This is a genomic window from Mycobacterium sp. NGS57, assembly GCF_059812405.1.
In genome coordinates this window covers 125,571-141,895 of the sequence record NZ_JCALCP010000009.1, presented here as the reverse complement: position 1 = coordinate 141,895, position 16,325 = coordinate 125,571, and the positions used below count along the sequence as shown (strand labels likewise).

The 16,325-nt window shown below is 69.3% G+C and carries 13 protein-coding genes and 1 pseudogene; 5 read left to right on the top strand and 9 right to left on the bottom strand.

The genetic code is table 11. The features are described from left to right. Positions 1-2 precede the first annotated feature (2 nt). Genes AC5Y43_RS18365 through AC5Y43_RS18355 form a run of 3 tightly spaced genes read right to left on the bottom strand, consistent with a single transcriptional unit; the run spans position 3 to position 2,396 of the window. Positions 3-881: an ABC transporter permease gene (locus AC5Y43_RS18365; protein WP_499974761.1), complete on the bottom strand. Its 879-nt coding sequence runs from the start codon at positions 879-881 to the stop codon at positions 3-5. A 1-nt stretch (position 882) separates the two neighbouring features. Beyond that, positions 883-1,680: an MlaE family ABC transporter permease gene (locus tag AC5Y43_RS18360; RefSeq protein ID WP_499974760.1), complete on the bottom strand. Its 798-nt coding sequence runs from the start codon at positions 1,678-1,680 to the stop codon at positions 883-885. After that, positions 1,677-2,396 (bottom strand): FadR/GntR family transcriptional regulator, encoded by a 720-nt coding sequence (locus tag AC5Y43_RS18355; RefSeq protein ID WP_499974758.1) that lies wholly within the window; start codon positions 2,394-2,396, stop codon positions 1,677-1,679. Before AC5Y43_RS18355 ends, AC5Y43_RS18360 begins: the two co-directional genes overlap by 4 nt. Positions 2,397-2,520: 124 nt before the next feature. Here AC5Y43_RS18355 and AC5Y43_RS18350 point away from each other — a divergent pair. Further along, positions 2,521-2,664: pseudogene (locus AC5Y43_RS18350) on the top strand (type II toxin-antitoxin system ParD family antitoxin); the annotation flags it as partial. Positions 2,665-2,793: 129 nt separating this feature from the next. Here the strand turns inward: AC5Y43_RS18350 and AC5Y43_RS18345 are convergent. Beyond that, entirely contained in the window at positions 2,794-3,735 is a 942-nt protein-coding gene (locus AC5Y43_RS18345; protein WP_499974757.1) for a class I SAM-dependent methyltransferase, read from the bottom strand. Positions 3,736-3,737: 2 nt separating this feature from the next. Next, entirely contained in the window at positions 3,738-4,679 is a 942-nt protein-coding gene (locus AC5Y43_RS18340) for a class I SAM-dependent methyltransferase (RefSeq protein WP_499974755.1), read from the bottom strand. Positions 4,680-4,808: 129 nt separating this feature from the next. Here AC5Y43_RS18340 and AC5Y43_RS18335 point away from each other — a divergent pair, with 129 nt between their 5' ends. Further along, positions 4,809-7,193, top strand: a complete 2,385-nt coding sequence (locus AC5Y43_RS18335) for a lysylphosphatidylglycerol synthase transmembrane domain-containing protein (RefSeq protein ID WP_499974754.1) — start codon at positions 4,809-4,811, stop codon at positions 7,191-7,193. 11 nt (positions 7,194-7,204) lie between these two features. On the opposite strand, the gene AC5Y43_RS18330 is transcribed toward AC5Y43_RS18335, so the two are convergent. Beyond that, entirely contained in the window at positions 7,205-9,835 is a 2,631-nt protein-coding gene (locus tag AC5Y43_RS18330; protein ID WP_499974753.1) for a GH92 family glycosyl hydrolase, read from the bottom strand. Positions 9,836-9,999: 164 nt separating this feature from the next. Between AC5Y43_RS18330 and lpqN the strand changes: the two genes are divergently transcribed. Then, positions 10,000-10,674, top strand: coding sequence for an envelope biogenesis lipoprotein LpqN (gene lpqN, locus AC5Y43_RS18325; RefSeq protein WP_499974751.1), 675 nt, complete (start codon positions 10,000-10,002; stop codon positions 10,672-10,674). Positions 10,675-10,679: 5 nt separating this feature from the next. Beyond that, complete coding sequence (locus AC5Y43_RS18320; protein ID WP_499974749.1) at positions 10,680-11,159, top strand: hypothetical protein; 480 nt, start codon at positions 10,680-10,682, stop codon at positions 11,157-11,159. 16 nt (positions 11,160-11,175) lie between these two features. Here the strand turns inward: AC5Y43_RS18320 and AC5Y43_RS18315 are convergent, their stop codons facing one another. Genes AC5Y43_RS18315 through galT form a run of 3 tightly spaced genes read right to left on the bottom strand, consistent with a single transcriptional unit; the run spans position 11,176 to position 14,107 of the window. Further along, on the bottom strand, positions 11,176-11,940 hold the full coding sequence (locus tag AC5Y43_RS18315) for an enoyl-CoA hydratase (protein WP_499974748.1): 765 nt from the start codon (positions 11,938-11,940) through the stop codon (positions 11,176-11,178). Beyond that, on the bottom strand, positions 11,937-13,028 hold the full coding sequence (locus tag AC5Y43_RS18310; RefSeq protein ID WP_499974745.1) for a galactokinase: 1,092 nt from the start codon (positions 13,026-13,028) through the stop codon (positions 11,937-11,939). The genes AC5Y43_RS18315 and AC5Y43_RS18310 overlap by 4 nt, the downstream gene beginning before the upstream one ends. Further along, positions 13,025-14,107 carry a galactose-1-phosphate uridylyltransferase gene (gene galT, locus AC5Y43_RS18305; protein WP_499974744.1) on the bottom strand — a complete coding sequence of 361 codons (1,083 nt, stop codon included), beginning with the start codon at positions 14,105-14,107 and terminating at the stop codon, positions 13,025-13,027. Before galT ends, AC5Y43_RS18310 begins: the two co-directional genes overlap by 4 nt. A 125-nt stretch (positions 14,108-14,232) precedes the next feature. On the opposite strand from galT, the gene AC5Y43_RS18300 reads away from it, so the two are divergent. Continuing rightward, positions 14,233-16,323, top strand: coding sequence for an FUSC family protein (locus tag AC5Y43_RS18300; RefSeq protein WP_499974742.1), 2,091 nt, complete (start codon positions 14,233-14,235; stop codon positions 16,321-16,323). Positions 16,324-16,325 lie beyond the last annotated feature (2 nt).

Here is a 16,325-nt window from a genome sequence, read left to right as displayed (position 1 = left end):
CGCTACACCGTGAGGTTGAAGTTCGGGTCGACACCGTAGAGCGCCAACTGGGCCAGCAGGACCACCACCACCACCGAGACCAACGAGAAACGCATCGATCGGCCGACGGCCTGGCCGACGCCGACCGGGCCGCCGCTGGCGGTGTAGCCGTAATAGCAGTGCGTGATCATCACCACCACTGCGATGATGACGACCTCCACCACCGACCAGCCCACGTCCTCGGGTCGCAAGAAGGTGCGGAAATAGTGCTCGTAGGTGCCGTTCGACTGGCCATAGAACACGGTCGTGACGACCTGGCCCGAGGTGAATGCCATGTCGAGCGCCAGCGCGTATAGCGGCACGATCACCGCCAGCCCGCCCAGGATGCGAGTGGAGACCAGAAACGAGATCGACTTGATGCCCATGACTTCCAGCGCGTCGATCTCCTCGCTGATGCGCATCGCGCCCAGCTGGGCGGTCGCACCGGCGCCGACGGTCGCGGCCAGCGTGACTCCGGCGACGATGGGGGCGGCGACGCGGGTGTTGGCCAGTGCGGCAAAGAATCCGGTGAACGCCTCGACGCCGATGTTGCCCAGCGACGCGAAGCCCTGGATGGCGATCAGCGAACCACCGGACAGCGTCACGAACCCGATGATCGCGACGGTGCCACCGACGACGGCCATCGCCCCGGTGCCCATACCGATCTCGGCGATGAGCCGCAGGGTCTCCCTGCGGTAGCGGCGCAGCGCCCACCCGATCTCCCCGATGCTGACCCGGGTGAACCTGGCGAAAAGCCCGACCTCCCATAGCCTGCGGGCCGCACCGCCGCCGTAGCGGTTGAGGCTGGCGGCCGTGCGCGGGTAGCGGGCGCGCAGTACGGGTGTCGTTGCGGCGCTGGCCACGTCAGCGCCCCGTCCCGAATCGCACGCCGATCGTAGTCAGCACCACATTGACCGCGAACAGCGCGATCACGCACAACACCAGCGTTTCGTTGACCGCGATGCCGACGCCCTTGGGCCCGCCCTTGGTGGTCAGGCCGCGATAACAGCCGACGAGGCCGGCGATCGTTCCGAACGAGGCCGACTTGACCACCGAGATGACCACTTCGGGCAGCCCGGTGACCAACGTGAGCGTGCCGACGTAGGCGCCGGCCGAAATGTGTTGGATGAAAACGCCGAACACGAACCCGCCGACCAGGCCGATGGTGATCACCGCGCCGTTGAGCAGGGTGGCGACGACGGTCGCGGCGACGACGCGGGGCACCACCAGTCGGTGGATGGGGTCGATGCCGAGCACTTCCAGCGCGTCGATCTCCTCGCGGATGGTGCGAGCGCCCAGGTCGGCGCAGATCGCGGTGGATCCGGCGCCGGCGATCACCAGCACGGTGGTCAGCGGCCCCAGCTGCGTGACCGCGCCCAATGCCGCGCCGGCGCCGGAGATGTCGGCGGCGCCGAACTCCGCGAGCAGGATGTTGAGCGTGAAGATGATGAGCACGGTCAGCGGGATCGCGACCGCGAGGGTCGGCAGCAGCGAGACGCTCGTGATGAACCAGCCCTGCTCGATCGTCTCCCGCCAGTGGAAGGGCCGCCGAAACAGCGCCTTCCCGGTCAGCACGCAGGTGCGAAAGAAGCCGCCGACCGCGTCGACTCCGGGCTGGATCTGGCCGCGCAGGTAGGTGGTGATCACCGCGGGGGCGCTCATCGCGCCTTCTTTCGCCGGTCGAGTGCGGCCAGCAGCGCCGTGTTGGCGAGTTCCAGGACGTGGTGGGCGGCTTGCCTGGCTGCGGCGAGGTCGCCGGCGCAGATCGCGGCGGCCAACTTTCGGTATCCATCCGGACGCCTGGCCTCGGCGGTCATCGCCGCGGCCAGGGCACCCAGCGCGGGCTCGTACGCGGCGCGAAAAGCGTTGTACATCAACCGGAATACGATCGATCCGGTGCCGTCAACCACGTGATCCCAGAACTCGAGCGTGTCGCGATGCCATTCGAGGTGGTCCTCGTCGGCCTCGAGGACACGCAGCGAATCCTCGAGCAATTCGGCCAACTCGGGTCCGTGGTCTTCGGCCGCCATCTCCGCGACCTTCGGCCCGATGCGCAGCCGGGTCTCGAGGATGCTGCGGAAGACGGCGGGGTCGAGCTCGCCGTCGCGAAACAGCAACCGCGGCAGCAGGTCCAGGCCGGCGCTGCGCCGGAAGTCGCGCACGGTGGTGGCGCCGCCGTGGCGCACCTCGACCAGGCTGGCCGCCGAGAGCCGCTTGATCCCCTCGCGGACCGCGGGGCGCGACGCCCCGAACACCTGCGCCAACCGACGCTCGCTGGGCAACGCCTCACCGGGCCGCATCTGCCCACTGAGGACGTCGGTGGCGATCTGCTCGAAGACCTTCTCGGGCACCGATCGACGTACCGGCTGCACCGCCATGGGGCCAGTGTGACTGCTGTGGCATGAGTCAAGTGGTCAGACCAGCGGCGTGTCGCGAAAACTTCGCCGGAACAAGTGTTCGCGGACCAGCGATATTAATTTTTGGCATGGTTCAGGCATGGTTCGCGACACCCAGCTCCGGCCGCTACGCGATGCCCTCGATGCCGGGGAACGCAGCGGCGCCCCAACTCCGTTCGACTTCGACGCCTTCCTCGACCGCAAACGGACCGAGGCCGTGCACGACCGTTGCGCCCAGTCAGAGGATTAAGTGAGTCCATTCGCCGACTGTGGGTGATATGTACGAAGAGTCAAGATCCCTACGTAGCCCCCACACTCGACGCGCATAGGACGCCGAGTGGGCCGTCCTCTGGCGCCGGTGAATTAATGACTCAGGACGCTACGTCCGCTGGGCCGCCACGAACAGGTTGCCCGGGATCTGGTCCTCGACCTCGCGCGGCGCCTGGCGGCCGTAGCCGGCCATCAGCTCGTCGGTCGGCGTCACGGTCACGTCCCAGCCGCGCCGGCGGAACCACTCGCCGACGTCTTCGCGTTCCTCGAAGTACCACAGCTCGTCGGTCCGGGGAATCTCCCGGGCAGGGTCGATCTTGGCCATCAGGGCGCGAACCCGGTCCATGCGTTCGCGGCGCCTGGCGCGCGCCTCGGGGTCATGGAATTTCGGTCCCAGCGCCTCCACCGCGACCCGGCTGCCGGCCGCGCTGAGCTCCTGCACGCGGGCGAACAGCAACTCCTGGGCCGCCGCGGGCAGATACGGCATCAGCCCCTCGGCCGACCAGGCGCTGGGCGCGTCGACGTCAAAACCCGCCTGCCGCAACGACTCCGGCCAGTCCAGGCGCAGGTCCACCGGAACGGCGACCCGGCGGCAGGCGGGCTCGGCACCGTGCTCGTCCAGCGCCGACAACTTGAATTCCAAGACCCTCGGCTGGTCGAGCTCGTAGACCGTGACGCCGTCGGGCCACGGTAGCCGCCACGAACGCGCGTCCAGGCCCGCCGCCAGGATCACCGCCTGGCGAATCCCGGCGCGGGTCGCCTCGAGGAAGAACTCATCGAAAAACGCTGTCCGCGAAGCCATGTAGCCGACCATCGACTGCATCTGCAGCGGCAAATTGGGCTCGGCCTCGACGAGCTCGGGGGGCAGCGGAGCCGCCGAATGCCAGTTCCACACGCCCTCGCCCGCGGCATCGAGGAAAACCTGCGCGTACGGATCCTCGATCAAGGGGTTCTCGCTGCGGGTCTCGGCCGCGCGGGCCGAGGCCACGCCCAACGCCGTCGCCCCCACGCTCTCGGTGATCTCCCACGTGTCGTTGTCGGTGCGCGCCATGGTCACCGCTTCTTCCCGGCCACGAAAAGCGTTGTCGGGGCAGCGTCTTCGACGCCCTCGGGAGGCCGGCGGCCGCAGCCGGCCATCAGCTCCACCGCCGGCGTCACCGTCACGTCCCAGCCGTGCCGGCGCAGCCAGTCACCGACGTCCTCGCGCTCTTCGAGGTACCAGAGGTCCTGGACGTCGGGGATGTCGCGGTCCGGCTGCAGCCTGGCCATCAGGTCGCGGATGCGGTGCATGTTCTCGCGCCGCTTCGCGACGGCGGCCTCGTCCAGGAAGTCGGGGCCGGGCGCTTCCACCGCGATGTGGCTGCCGGCGGCGCCGAGCGCGTCGACCCTGTCGAACAGCAACTCGTGGGCGACCGCCGGCAGAAACGGCAGCAGTCCCTCGACCGACCAGGCGCTGGGCGCCGAGGCGTCAAAACCCGCCTGCCGCAACGCCGCCGGCCAGTCGTGGCGCAGGTCGACCGGGACCGTCACCAGGTGGCACGTCGGCTGCGCGCCGTGCTCCCGCAGCGTCGAGGACTTGAAGTCCAACACTCTGGGCTGGTCGAGTTCGTACACCGTCGTGCGATCGGGCCAGGGCAGCCGCCATGCCCGCGAGTCCAGGCCGGCCGCCAAAATCACCGCCTGGGGCACGCCGGCGCCGGCCGCGTCTACGAAGAACCGGTCGAAGAACGACGTCCGCGCGGCCATGTAGTCGACCATTCCCCGCATCCGGGGCTGCAGATCGGGTTCGGCCTCGACGATTTCGGCGGGCAGGGCGGGACCCGCGAACCAGTTCCACATGCCATCCCCCGCGGCGTCGAGGAACACCCGCGCGAACGGGTCGCTGATCAACGGGTTCTCGCTCTCGGTTTCCGCGGCGCGCGCCGCCGCCACGCCCAGCGCCGTGGCGCCCACGCTCTCGGTGATCTCCCAGGTGTCGTTATCGGTCCTGGCCACGCCCATGTCCTCCGATTCGGCTAGCCCGACTATGTATCACTCCAGTCGACCGTACGCGCCCCGGCCCGCAGTATCCGGTTATGTTGTCGGCGGACAGGGATGCGGACGGTCAGCAAGGGATGTTCAGCCATGCGAGTCGATGGGCGCGACGTCAGCGTTTCGGGCGACTTGCTGCAGCCGTTGACCCGGCGGACCAACGACATCCTGCGGCTCGCGGCGTCCGCGGTGTTCTTCGCGATCGTGATCACCGGTTCGCTGATCACCCGCCCGCAGTGGGTCGCGCTGGAGCGATCGATATCGGAGATCGTCGGGGTGCTGACCCCCACGCAGTCCGACCTCGTGTACCTGGTGTACGGCATCGCGATCCTGGCGCTGCCGTTCGCGATCCTCATCGGGCTGATCGCCGCCCGGCAGTGGAAGATGCTCGGCGCCTACGCGGCCGCGGGCGCCCTCGCGGTCCTGTCGCTCTCGATCGGCGGCAACGGCATCTCGGCGCCGCGCTGGCATTTCGACCTGACGGACCGGCCGCAAACGGTGCTGGCCCAGATCCTCGACGACCCGCGCTGGATCGCCTTGCTCGCCGCCGTCCTGACCGTGTCGGGGCCGTGGCTGCCGGCGCGTTGGCGGCGCTGGTGGTGGGCGCTGCTGCTGGCCTTCGTCCCGATTCACCTGTTCGTCAGCGCCATCGTCCCGGCGCGCTCGTTGCTGGGCCTGGCGGTCGGATGGTCGGTCGGGTCGCTCGTGGTCCTGGTCGTCGGCACACCGGCCCTCGAGGTGCCGCTGGACGGGACGGTGCGCGCGCTGGCCAAGCGCGGATGCGTGGTCTCCGGGCTCCGCGTGGTGCGGCCCGCCGGCCGCGGGCCGCTCGTCCTCGCGGCCGCGTGCGGCGGTTCGGATCCCGACCCCGAATCGGCCCTCATCGAGTTGTACGGCCCGCACCAGCGCAGCGGCGGCGCGCTGCTTCAACTGTGGCGCAAGCTTCGGCTGCGGGCCAGGGAGACCGCGCCGCTGGTGGCGTCGATGAGCCGTGCCGTCGAGCATCGGGCGCTGATGGCGATCGCCATCGGCGACGTCGGCCTGGCCAACACGTCGACGGTCGCCGTCGCCAGCCTCGACCGCGGGTGGATGTTGTACGCGCACAGGCCCGTTCGCGGGACCGCGATCGACGAATGCGCGACGACCACTCCGGTCGACCGCGCGTGGGAATCGCTGCGGACCCTCAACGAGCACCAGATCTCTCACGGCGACCTGCGCGCGAGCGAGATCACCGTCGACTGCGGCACGGTGAAGTTCGGCGGGTTCGGCAACGCCGAGTACGGGGCCACCGAGGCTCAACTCCAATCCGACATCGCCCAACTCCTGGTCACCACGTCGGCGCTGTACGACGCGCCGTCCGCGGTGCGCGCGGCGATCGACGCATTCGGCAGAGACACCGTCCTCAGCGCTTCGCGTCGGTTGACGAAAACCGCTGTGCCGAAGCAGGTTCGGCGATCGATCGACAATGCCGGCGCCGTGATCTCCGGGGTGCGCGCGGAGGTCAAGCGGCAAACCGGTGCGGACCAGATCAAAACCGAAACGATCACCCGGTTCACCCGCAGGCAGGTCATCCAGCTGGTGCTGCTCGTCGCGCTGGTCTATGTCGCCTATCCGTTCATCAGCACCGTGCCGACGTTCTTCGCCCAGTTGCGGACCGCGAACTGGTGGTGGGCGCTGCTGGGCCTCGCGGTGTCCGCGCTGACCTATGTCGGGGCGGCGGCGGCGTTGTGGGCGTGCGCCGACCGATCGGTGAACTTCTGGAAATTGTCGATCGCCCAGGTGGCCAATACCTTTGCGGCCACCACGACGCCCGCCGGTGTCGGCGGCCTCGCGCTGAGCACCCGGTATCTGCAGAAGGCGGGCATGCCGGCACTGCGCGCCACCGCGGCCGTGGCGATCCAGCAGTCGGTGCAGGTGATCGCCCACCTCGCGTTGCTGATCCTGTTCAGCACGGTGGCGGGCGCGTCGATGGACCTCTCGCACTATGTCCCGAACGCGACGGTGCTGTACCTGATCGCGGGTGTCGCGCTGGGCGTCGTCGGCACGTTCCTGTTCGTGCCGCAACTGCGGCGCTGGCTGGCCACCGACGTGCGCCCGCGGCTCAAGGAGGTGGCCGGCGACCTCGTCGAATTGGCCCGCGAACCGAGGCGATTGGGTTTGATCGTACTAGGTTGTGCCGGAACGACTCTCGGTGCCGCGCTGGCGCTGTGGGCCAGCGTCGAGGCCTTCGGTGGCGGCGCGACGTTCGTCACCTGCACCGTGGTGACGATGGTCGGCGGCACCCTGGCCTCGGCTGCCCCGACGCCGGGGGGCATCGGCGCCGTCGAGGCGGCGCTGATCGGTGGGCTGGCGGCGTTCGGCATACCCGCGGCCACGGGCGTGCCGTCGGTGCTGCTGTATCGCGTGCTCACCTGCTGGCTGCCCGTATTCGCCGGCTGGCCGGTGATGCGGTGGCTGACCGCGAACGAGATGATCTGACGGGGTCAGGGTTATTCGGGCGCGCGCTGGACGTTGACGAAAACGATTGACTTCCTGGTGCTTCCGCCGGCCGCGGTGGTGAGGAATACCACGTAGTACCGCTCGGGCACCGGCTGCGCCACTGTGATCGCGACGTCGACGGTGGCCGATCCGTCGGCGCCGAACTGTCCGGACGCGGGTGCCGCGTTGATCCCGCGGTCGGTGGACGTGCCGGTGATGCTGTAGCCGCCGGCGCCGTCGACCATCCGCTGCGCCTGCAGTTTCACGGTGCCGGCGTGCCCCGGCGCGATGGTGACGACCGGCCGGGTGAGGTTGACGGTCAGCGCCGAACTTCCCGCGCCGAACGATGGTGGCGCGGAGGACTCGGCGGTGCCCCAGGTCTTGTCGGGGTAGGCGGCGAGCGAAAACCGGAGGTCGCCGCCGGTGCGGATGATCGATTCCGGAAGCCAGGTGTGATCGGTGCCCTGGCCGTCGACGCTGAGGCCGCTGATGTACTTCAGGTGGTGCGGTCCCGAGGCGCCGGCCGCGGAGATCCGGATGAATTTCCCTTGGGGAAGGGCGATCGCGACGCGATCGAACAGCGGCGTATTCACCGAGAGGATCGGCGTTCCCGGGATGCTCGGGTAGAGGCCCAGGGCGGCCCACACATACCAGCTGGACAGCGCGCCCAGGTCGTCGTTGCCCGGCTCGCCGTCGGGCGCCGGACCGAACAACCCGCGCACCCGGTCGACGGTGAGCTGGGTCTTCCACGGCTGACCGATGTAGTTGTACAGCCAGGGAACCCCGAAGCCCGGCTCGTTGCCGGCCCACAGATAGGGCTCGTTGGGGCCGGCGTTGAGCTTTTGGGTGAACCGGTCGAGCCGGTCGGCCACGGCGGCGCGGCCGCCGAGCGCGGTCACCAACCCGGCGACGTTGTGCGGCACCCACCACACGTACTGCTCGGCGTTGCCCTCCTCGTATCCGTCCTGGCCGAAAGTCACAGGGTTGTCGAAGAATCCGGGTCCGTCGCGGAAGAAGCCCATCGTCCCCCGGGGCGAGATGTACCGGGTGCTGGGGTTGAACAGGTTCTGCCAATACTGCGCCCGGCCCTGGAATTCGGCGGCGGTCGCCGCGTCGCCGAGCGATGCGGCGAATCGGGATATCGCGAAGTCGTCGACCGACCACTCGAGCGTGATCGACGCGTCGGCCATCCAGCCGCCGTTGCCGAATTCCAAAGTGTGCGGCGCGTAGCCCAGCGCCAGATACGTCGCGATGCCCGGCCGTTCCACGTAGCCACCGAGGCCGGCGCCGCCGTTGGTCGCCGCGTTGACCATGTAGCCCAGCGCCTTGCGGGTGTCGAAGTCCTCGGCCCCGTAGGCGTAGAGATTCGCGATGAGCGGGACCACGTTGTCCCCGCTCATTTCGCCGGTCGCCGAATTCGCCAGCGCCCAACGGGGAAACGATCCGCTCTGCTCGGCGTCGTTGACCAGCGATTGGGCCATGTCGCCGGCTTGCTGCGGGAACAGCAGCCCCTGCAGGGCCGCCACCCCGCGATAGGTGTCCCAGTCGGAGAAGTTGGTGTACTGGGTGCGGCCGGATTCCACCGTGTGGATCGAGCCGTCGAATCCGATGTAGCGCCCGTCGGCGTCGTTGAAGGTGTTGGGGTTCAGCAGTGTTCGGTACAGCGAGGTGTAGAAGGTGTCGATGTCGCCGACATTTTTGCCGGCCACCGCGATACAGGACAGCGCGGCGTTCCACTCGGACACCGCCGCGGCGCGCACGGTGTCGAAGCTGCCGCCGCCCTCGGCCGCCAGATTCGCGCGCGCCCCATCGATACCGACGTAGGAGATCGCTGTCCGCACCTCGAGCACCGAGCCGGCCGGGAATTCCACGTATCCCCCGCTGTAGGGTGACGCCGCCCCCCGCGCGCCGGGGTAGACGGCGTAGCCGTTCCAGGTGCCGTACGAGGTGAACGGCTGGCTGAACTTCATGGCGAAATACACCGTGTAGGTGTTCCGCTTTCCGCAGAAACCGCCGCTGGTCGCCCATCCGGTGATCGTGGTGTTGTCCTCGCCGATCTGTATGGTCGCGCGGGAGTTTCCCGCCAGCGACGCGCCGGAGCGCACGTAAAGCCGGGCGGGACGCCGGTCGCGCGGATACCGGAACCGGCCGACCCCGGTGCGGGTGGTGGCGGTGAGCTCCGCGGCCACGCCGGTTTGGGGGAACCGCACCCGGTAGTAGCCCGGCATGCCCTGCTCGGTGTCGTCGTGGGCGATGCGTTCCCAGGCGTTCCACGGCTGCGCACCGATTCCGGTAGTGGTCGGCAGCATCGAGATGTCGCCGAACGCGGCGCACCCCACCGAGGCATGGGTCATGCTGAACCCGGTCGAGTGCGGGTTGTCGTAGTTGTAGCCCGCGTAGTTGCCGGCGGTGTCAGGCGAGTACTGCACCATGCCGAAAGGCACGGAGGCACCGGGAAAGTTGTTGATCTCGCCCACAGTTTCCCCGCCGGTGCCGGTGCCGGTGAGCGTGTCGACGTGGTTAACGGGATCGGCGACGAACTGCGGCTCGCCGTCGTAGGCGAACCGTGGCGCCGCCGCGACGAACGCCATGACGACGGCCGACGCAGCGATCACCGCGATGAGGGCCCGCCTTGACCGCATAGCTGTCTTTACTGCATGAGTCCCCCTTCGCGGGGCATTTCGACTTGCGTTTCGGCGAGCCGCAAGTTGGCCAGGCGCTCCAGCAACCTTTTGTGCCGACTTCGACTAGTCTCATTCCACGCGGCTGGCGCTGGTACCAGCCCAATTTTCGGGAGCCATGATCGATGAAACACTTGACTGCAGCAACCATTACCGTGGCGCTGAGTCTGGCGCTTGTGGCGTGCGGCTCGGACAACAAGTCGTCGCCATCCACCTCGACATCGACATCGAAGTCGGGCTCGACGTCGAAGACGTCAGCGGCCACCAGCTCGACACCGGCCGCGCAGGTTGGCCCCACGATCGCCGACTACGTCCATGACAACCACATCTCGGAGACTCCGATCCACCATGGCGATGCCGCACCCAACGTCGATCTGCCCGTGCCGTCCGGCTGGCGGATCAACCAGGACGCCGGCACCTCTTACGGCGGCATCGTTTTGGCGCAGCCTGCGACTCCCGCCGACCCGCCCACCGTCTCGGCGCTCTACTCGAGGCTGACCGGAGACGTCGACCCGGACAAGATCATTCAGTACGCGCCTAACGAACTGTTGGGACTGCCCGGCTATCAAGGCACCGGCACCGGCGGCGCGTCCACGCTCAACGGGTTCGCGGCCTGGCAGCTCAAGGGCACCTACCGCAAGGACGGCAAGACGCGGACCGTCGCGCAGAAGACGGTCGTGATTCCCAGCCAGGGCGCCGTGTTCGTGCTCCAGCTCAACGCCGATTCGCTGCAAAGCGATGAGGGCCCGTTACTGGAGGCCACCAACATCATCGACGACCAGACGACCATCACCCCCTGACCCGCATGGCAGAGCACGCGATTGACGTCGGTCATCCGCCATCGGCCTTACTGCGCCTGGTCAACCCGGTGCTGGGATTCCTGCTGCGCACTCCGCTCGCCGGGCCCGCGCGCAAGCAGTTGATGGTGTTGAGCTTCACCGGCCGAAAGTCCGGGAAGCCGTACTCGATTCCGGTGAGCGCCCACATGATCGACGGGCAGCTGTACGCGCTGACCGGTGCGCCGTGGAAGCAGAACTTCCGCGGCGGCGCCCCGGCCCGGGTCGTCTACGACGGCAAGGCGACGGCGATGCGCGGCGAGCTCATCCGCGACCGCGCCGTGGTATCCGGCCTGTTCCACCGCTGCGCGGAGTCCTACGGGGTGCAGCGCGCACAGCGGATGATCGGGTTGAAGTTTCGCGATCCACGCGTCCCGACGCTCGAGGAGTTCGGCGAGGCGGTGGACCGGATGCGCTTGGGCGCCGTCCGGTTGAGTCCGGAGGAGTAGCCGCGGGTTGTCGCGGTCACCTTTGCCGGCGATTGCGTTCGACCACGACGCGAAAGGCTCGGTCGAGATCTTCGGGAGGCGTTTGTGCACCGGCGATGGCTTGTTCGGCGGCACGCCCGGGGTCGATGACCGCCGCCGACCCGCGTCGATAGATCTCCTTGAGCCCTCGCATGGTTGCCCTTGGCACCGCAGCGATTTGGGCGGCCAGTTCCAGAGCGCGGGGCAGCAAGTCGGCGTGGGCGACGACCTCGGTGACCAACCCGATACGTTCGGCGCGACGGGCATCGACGATCTCGCCCGTCATCGACATGCGGCGCGCGACCGCGGCGCCCACGAGTTGGGGCAGCCGAGCGGTCATGCCGCCGCCGGGCAGGATGCCCACGTGCGCGTGGGTGTCGGCGAAGATGGCCCGCTCGGACGCGACGAGAAAGTCGCAGCCGAGCGCGATTTCGAGGCCGCCGGTAAACGCCGGGCCGTTGACGGCGCCGATAACGGGTGTGCGCATCTCGCCGACGCGGGTGATGCAGTTGTGTGACTCGTAGACCGCGAAGTAGTCAGCGCCCAGGCGCGCGGCTTCCTTCAGATCGAGTCCGGCGCAGAAGGCGGGGTCGGTTCCGGTCAGCGCCACAACGGACACGCCGTCGTCATCGTCGGCGGCACACAGCGCGTCGAACAGCGACTCGACGAGGCTCCGGCTCAACGCGTTACGCGCCTCGGGCCGATTGAGGGTCAGCACCCGAATACCGTCGTGGTCGGCCGAGGCAAGGGGCTGCGTGCTCACTGCAGGGCCCCCGCGCCCGCGGCCGCGCGGGCCCGGATGATCATCGGTCGCGGATGGCCCGCATCGGGCACCGTGCGCCGCAGCGTGTCCGCGACGGCGTCCACCCGGCTGTCCGGCACCAGCGCGATCACGCAGCCGCCGAAGCCGCCGCCGGTCATCCGGGCGCCGAAGGCTCCCGCGCGCACCGCGGTATCGGCGATCAGATCGATATGTTCGGTGGTGATGTTGAAGTCGTCCCGCATGGAGACATGTGACGAGGTGAAGATGCGCCCGGCTTCGACGAAGTCCGAATCACCCAATGCCGCAACGAAATCCAGTACCCTGCCGTTCTCGGTGAGGACGTGGCGTGCGCGGCGGGCATCGATCGTGCTGCGGACGACGTCCAAGTCCGCGCGTCCGCGGTCCCAGACGTCCCGCAGCGACGAGGCCCCCAGATCGGCAGCCGCCCGCTCGCACGACGCGCGCCGGGCCGCGTAGTCGCCGCCAGCGTGGCGATGGGGCGCCCGGGAGTCGATCAGCAGCAGCGTCACCCCGCTCGCCTCGGGATCGAAGGCCACCGGTGTCACGGTGAGGTCGCGAAAGTCGATCAGCAGCGCGGTCGACGGCTCTCCGTGCAGCGAGGCCAGCTGGTCGAGCAAACCCGTTGGGGCGCCGACATAGTCGTTTTCGGCGCGCTGGGCGAGCCGCGCCCGCTCGATCAGGTCGGCGGGCGCGCCGTCGCCGGCCGCCGCGATCGCGCCCAGCACGGCACACTCCAGCGCCGCCGAGGACGACAGGCCCGACCCCATCGGCACGTCGCTGGTGATCGACATGGCGCCGGCGGGCACCGGGTGCCCGGCCCCGCGCAGCGCCCAGATCACCCCGGCCACGTAGGCCGCCCAGCCGTCTACACCGCCGGGCGCGGTGTCGAGCGGGATCCGCACCGCGCCGTCGGCGCGGTCGCTGCGCACGGTGATAGCGTTGCCGCCGTCGGGGGCGAAGGTCGCCGTGGTGCGCTGCGGTAGCGCGATCGGCAGGGCGAACCCGAGGTTGTAGTCGGTGTGCTCGCCGATCAGGTTGACCCGCCCGGGGGCGGCATACCGGATCACCGGAGCTCCCGCAGCCGCTGCGCCACGGCTTCTGGGGTGACGTCGCCGATGAACGCATCCATCGCCGATTCGGAGGCGGCCAGGTACTTGAGCTTGGTCGCGCTGCGCCGTATCGACATCAGCTCGATGTGGAAGTAGCCGTCGGCCTGCGCCTCGGTGCCGGCGAACTGATGCAGCGCCGAAATGTAGGGCAGAGGGGCCGAATACATCCGGTCGAAGCGCCCCAGCACGTCGAGGTAGATCCGCGCCAAGTCGTCGAGTTCGTCCTCGCCGAGCTCGACGAGATTGTGCACGAACCGATTCGGGTAGATGTGCACCTCGACCGGCCAGCGCGCGGCGAACGGCACGAAGGCCGTGAACAGTTCGGTACGCGCGACGATCCGGACGCCGTCCGCGACCTCACACGCCAGCAGGTCGGCAAAGAGGTTGCCGCCGTGGCGGATTCGGTGCTCGCGGGCCTGTCCCAGCATGGCGGCCGTGCGCGGCGTCAGGTAGGGGTAGCCGTAGATCTGGCCGTGCGGATGGGTCAGCGTCACCCCGATTTCCTCGCCGCGGTTTTCGAAGCAGAACACCTGCTCGATGCCCGGCGTCGCGATCAGGTCGGCGGTGCGGTGCCGCCACGCGTCGACGACCAGGCGGGCGTGCGCGGGCGACAGCCCGGCGAAGGACCCGGTGTGGTCGGCCGAAAAGCAGATCACCTCGCAGCGCCCGCGAGCCGGGGCGGACACGAAACCGGCGCCGGCGGGCACGGGCGCTACCTCACCCACCCCGGACAGGCTCGGGAACCGGTTCTCGAAGACGACGACGTCGTAGTCGGGGGCCGGCACCTCGCTGGTCAAGCCTGTCGGGCCCGGGCACAGCGGGCACTCGTCGGCCGGCGGCTTGTAGGTGCGGTCCTGGCGGCGGGCCGCGATGATCACCCACTGCCCGGTCGACCGGTCGAACCGCAGTTGCGATTCGTCGGGATCGCGGGGCGGCAGCGGCCTGCGGTCTTCGGCCGGCGCCGGACGGTGCCCGGGCAGCGCGAAGAACAGCAGGTCGCGGCCATCGGCCAGTTTCGCCCGCGTCGGCGCCGTCACGATGTCGAAGACTAGCTTGGGGGTGCTGTGCCGAGCAGGCGAGAGGGGGTCAAGAGATAACCGCCGCCTACGAACGCGCCCGCAATTGGTGGGCCGGGTCCGATCCCGGCCTGCTGCGGTTGCGTATGGCCACGCGGACGACCGCCGCGCTCGGCTGTTCGCTGCTGATCATGTACCTGCTGACGCGGGCATTCGGGCAGCCGCTCACGGTCGCGCTGCTGGGGGTCGTCATCACGATGGTCGCGTCGCGATCCGTCAACGAACCCGATCCCCGCCGCCAGCGGATCACGATGGCGCTGCTGCCCGCTCCGGCCGCGCTGTCGATCACGGCCGCCGCGCTGCTCGCGCCGCATCCGGTCGCCAGCGACGCCGTGTTCGTGGCGATCGTCTTCGCCGCGGTGTACATCCGCCGCTTCGGGCCGCGCGGCCGGGCGCTGGGCATGGTCGCGTTCATGTCCTATTTCTTCACTTTGTATCTGCGGGCGCGCATTTCGGAGTTGCCCTGGCTGATCGGGGCGGTCCTGGTGGGAACGCTGTGCACCTTTGTCATGAGCGCATACGTCCTGCCCGACCGGCCGGAGCGCGTGCTGCGCTCCACCATGCGGGCGCTGCGTGCGCGGATGGCCATCGTGGTCGACACCACCGCCGAGGCGGTGCGCACCGGCCGACTCGACGAGCGGCGCCGGCGCCGCATGCGCGCCCGCACCATCCGGCTCAACGAGACCGCCCTGATGGTGCAGGACCAGATCGAGGACAAGGCGCGCCCCGCCGAGCTGTGGCCCGGGGTGACCGGCGAGCAATTGGCGCCCTGGCTGTTCGACGCCGAACTGTCCATCGAATGGGTGGCCACCGCCGGGCGTCGCGCGGCGGTCACCGCCGACATACCCGCCGCCATCCGCGCCGAATTGGTCGGGACGCTGGCCCAGCTCGCGCGCGCGATCCGCACGCCGGCGGCCGGGGACCTCAGTCGTGCCGCGGAGCGCGCGCAGCGGATCCTCGACGACGAGCGCTGCGACGTCGCCGTGCGCCGCCTGGCCCTGGCAATCATCAACGCCGCCAACGCAACTGCCGAAGCCCGGGCCATAGTCGAAGGAACCGCCCCGCAGATAGTCGAGCGCGGCGGCGCGGACGTCGGGGAGCCCGTCGGCGCGCACTCGGAAAGCGGTCTGCGGCCGACCACCCGGCAGGCCATCCAGGTGTCCGTCGCCGCGTCGCTGGCCATCGTCACCGGCGAATTGGTGTCGCCGGCCCGCTGGTACTGGGCGGTGATCGCGGCGTTCGTGATCTTCGCCGGAACGAACTCCTGGGGCGAGACCCTGACCAAGGGCTGGCAACGGCTGCTCGGCACCATGCTCGGCGTGCCCAGCGGTGTGCTGGTGGCCACGCTGGCCTCGGGGAACACGACCGCGTCGCTCGTCGCGATCTTCGTATGCCTGTTCTGCGCCTTCTATTTCATGACGGTGACCTACAGCTTGATGACGTTCTGGATCACCACGATGCTGGCCTTGCTGTACGGCCTGCTCGGCCAGTTCTCGTTCGGCGTGCTGATGTTGCGCATCGAGGAAACGGCGATCGGCGCGGTCATCGGGGTGGCGGTGGCGATCCTGGTGCTACCCACCAACACCCGGACGACCATCCGCAACGACACCCGCACCTTCCTGACCGCGCTGTCCACGCTGATCGAGATCTCCACGGCGACGATGTTCGGCGAGGACACCGCGAGTCCGACCGAGCAGGCGCGCCAACTCGACCGGGCGCTGCAGCAGTTCCGGGTGAGTGCCAAGCCGCTGGTGGCGGGCGTGGCCGGCCTCGCCGGCCGGCGCAGCATCCGGCGTGGCTTGCGGATATTCGCCGCATGCGATCGTTACGGGCGCAGCTTGGCGCGCAGTGCCGAGCAGTACCGGGATCCCGTCGGGTCGCAAGATGCGGCAACGCAATTCATGGCGGCCGCGGCGCGAACCCGCGCCAACGTGGACGCGCTGGTCGCGGTCATCGACGGCGCCGACGGCGTGACGGTCGACTCCGCGACGGACGAACTGGATGCCGCCGAGACGGCCGCCCACCAGCAGGACGGCGAGGGCGAGCTGCGGCCCGATACGCGCCGGTTCCTCACCGCGGTGCACGCGCTTCGCCAGATCGAGCGGGCGATCGTCACCGCGGCCGCCATCCTCGGCGTTCGCGACAGCCTCAACGTGCGCGCCCCGGCGGCGCGCTGAGA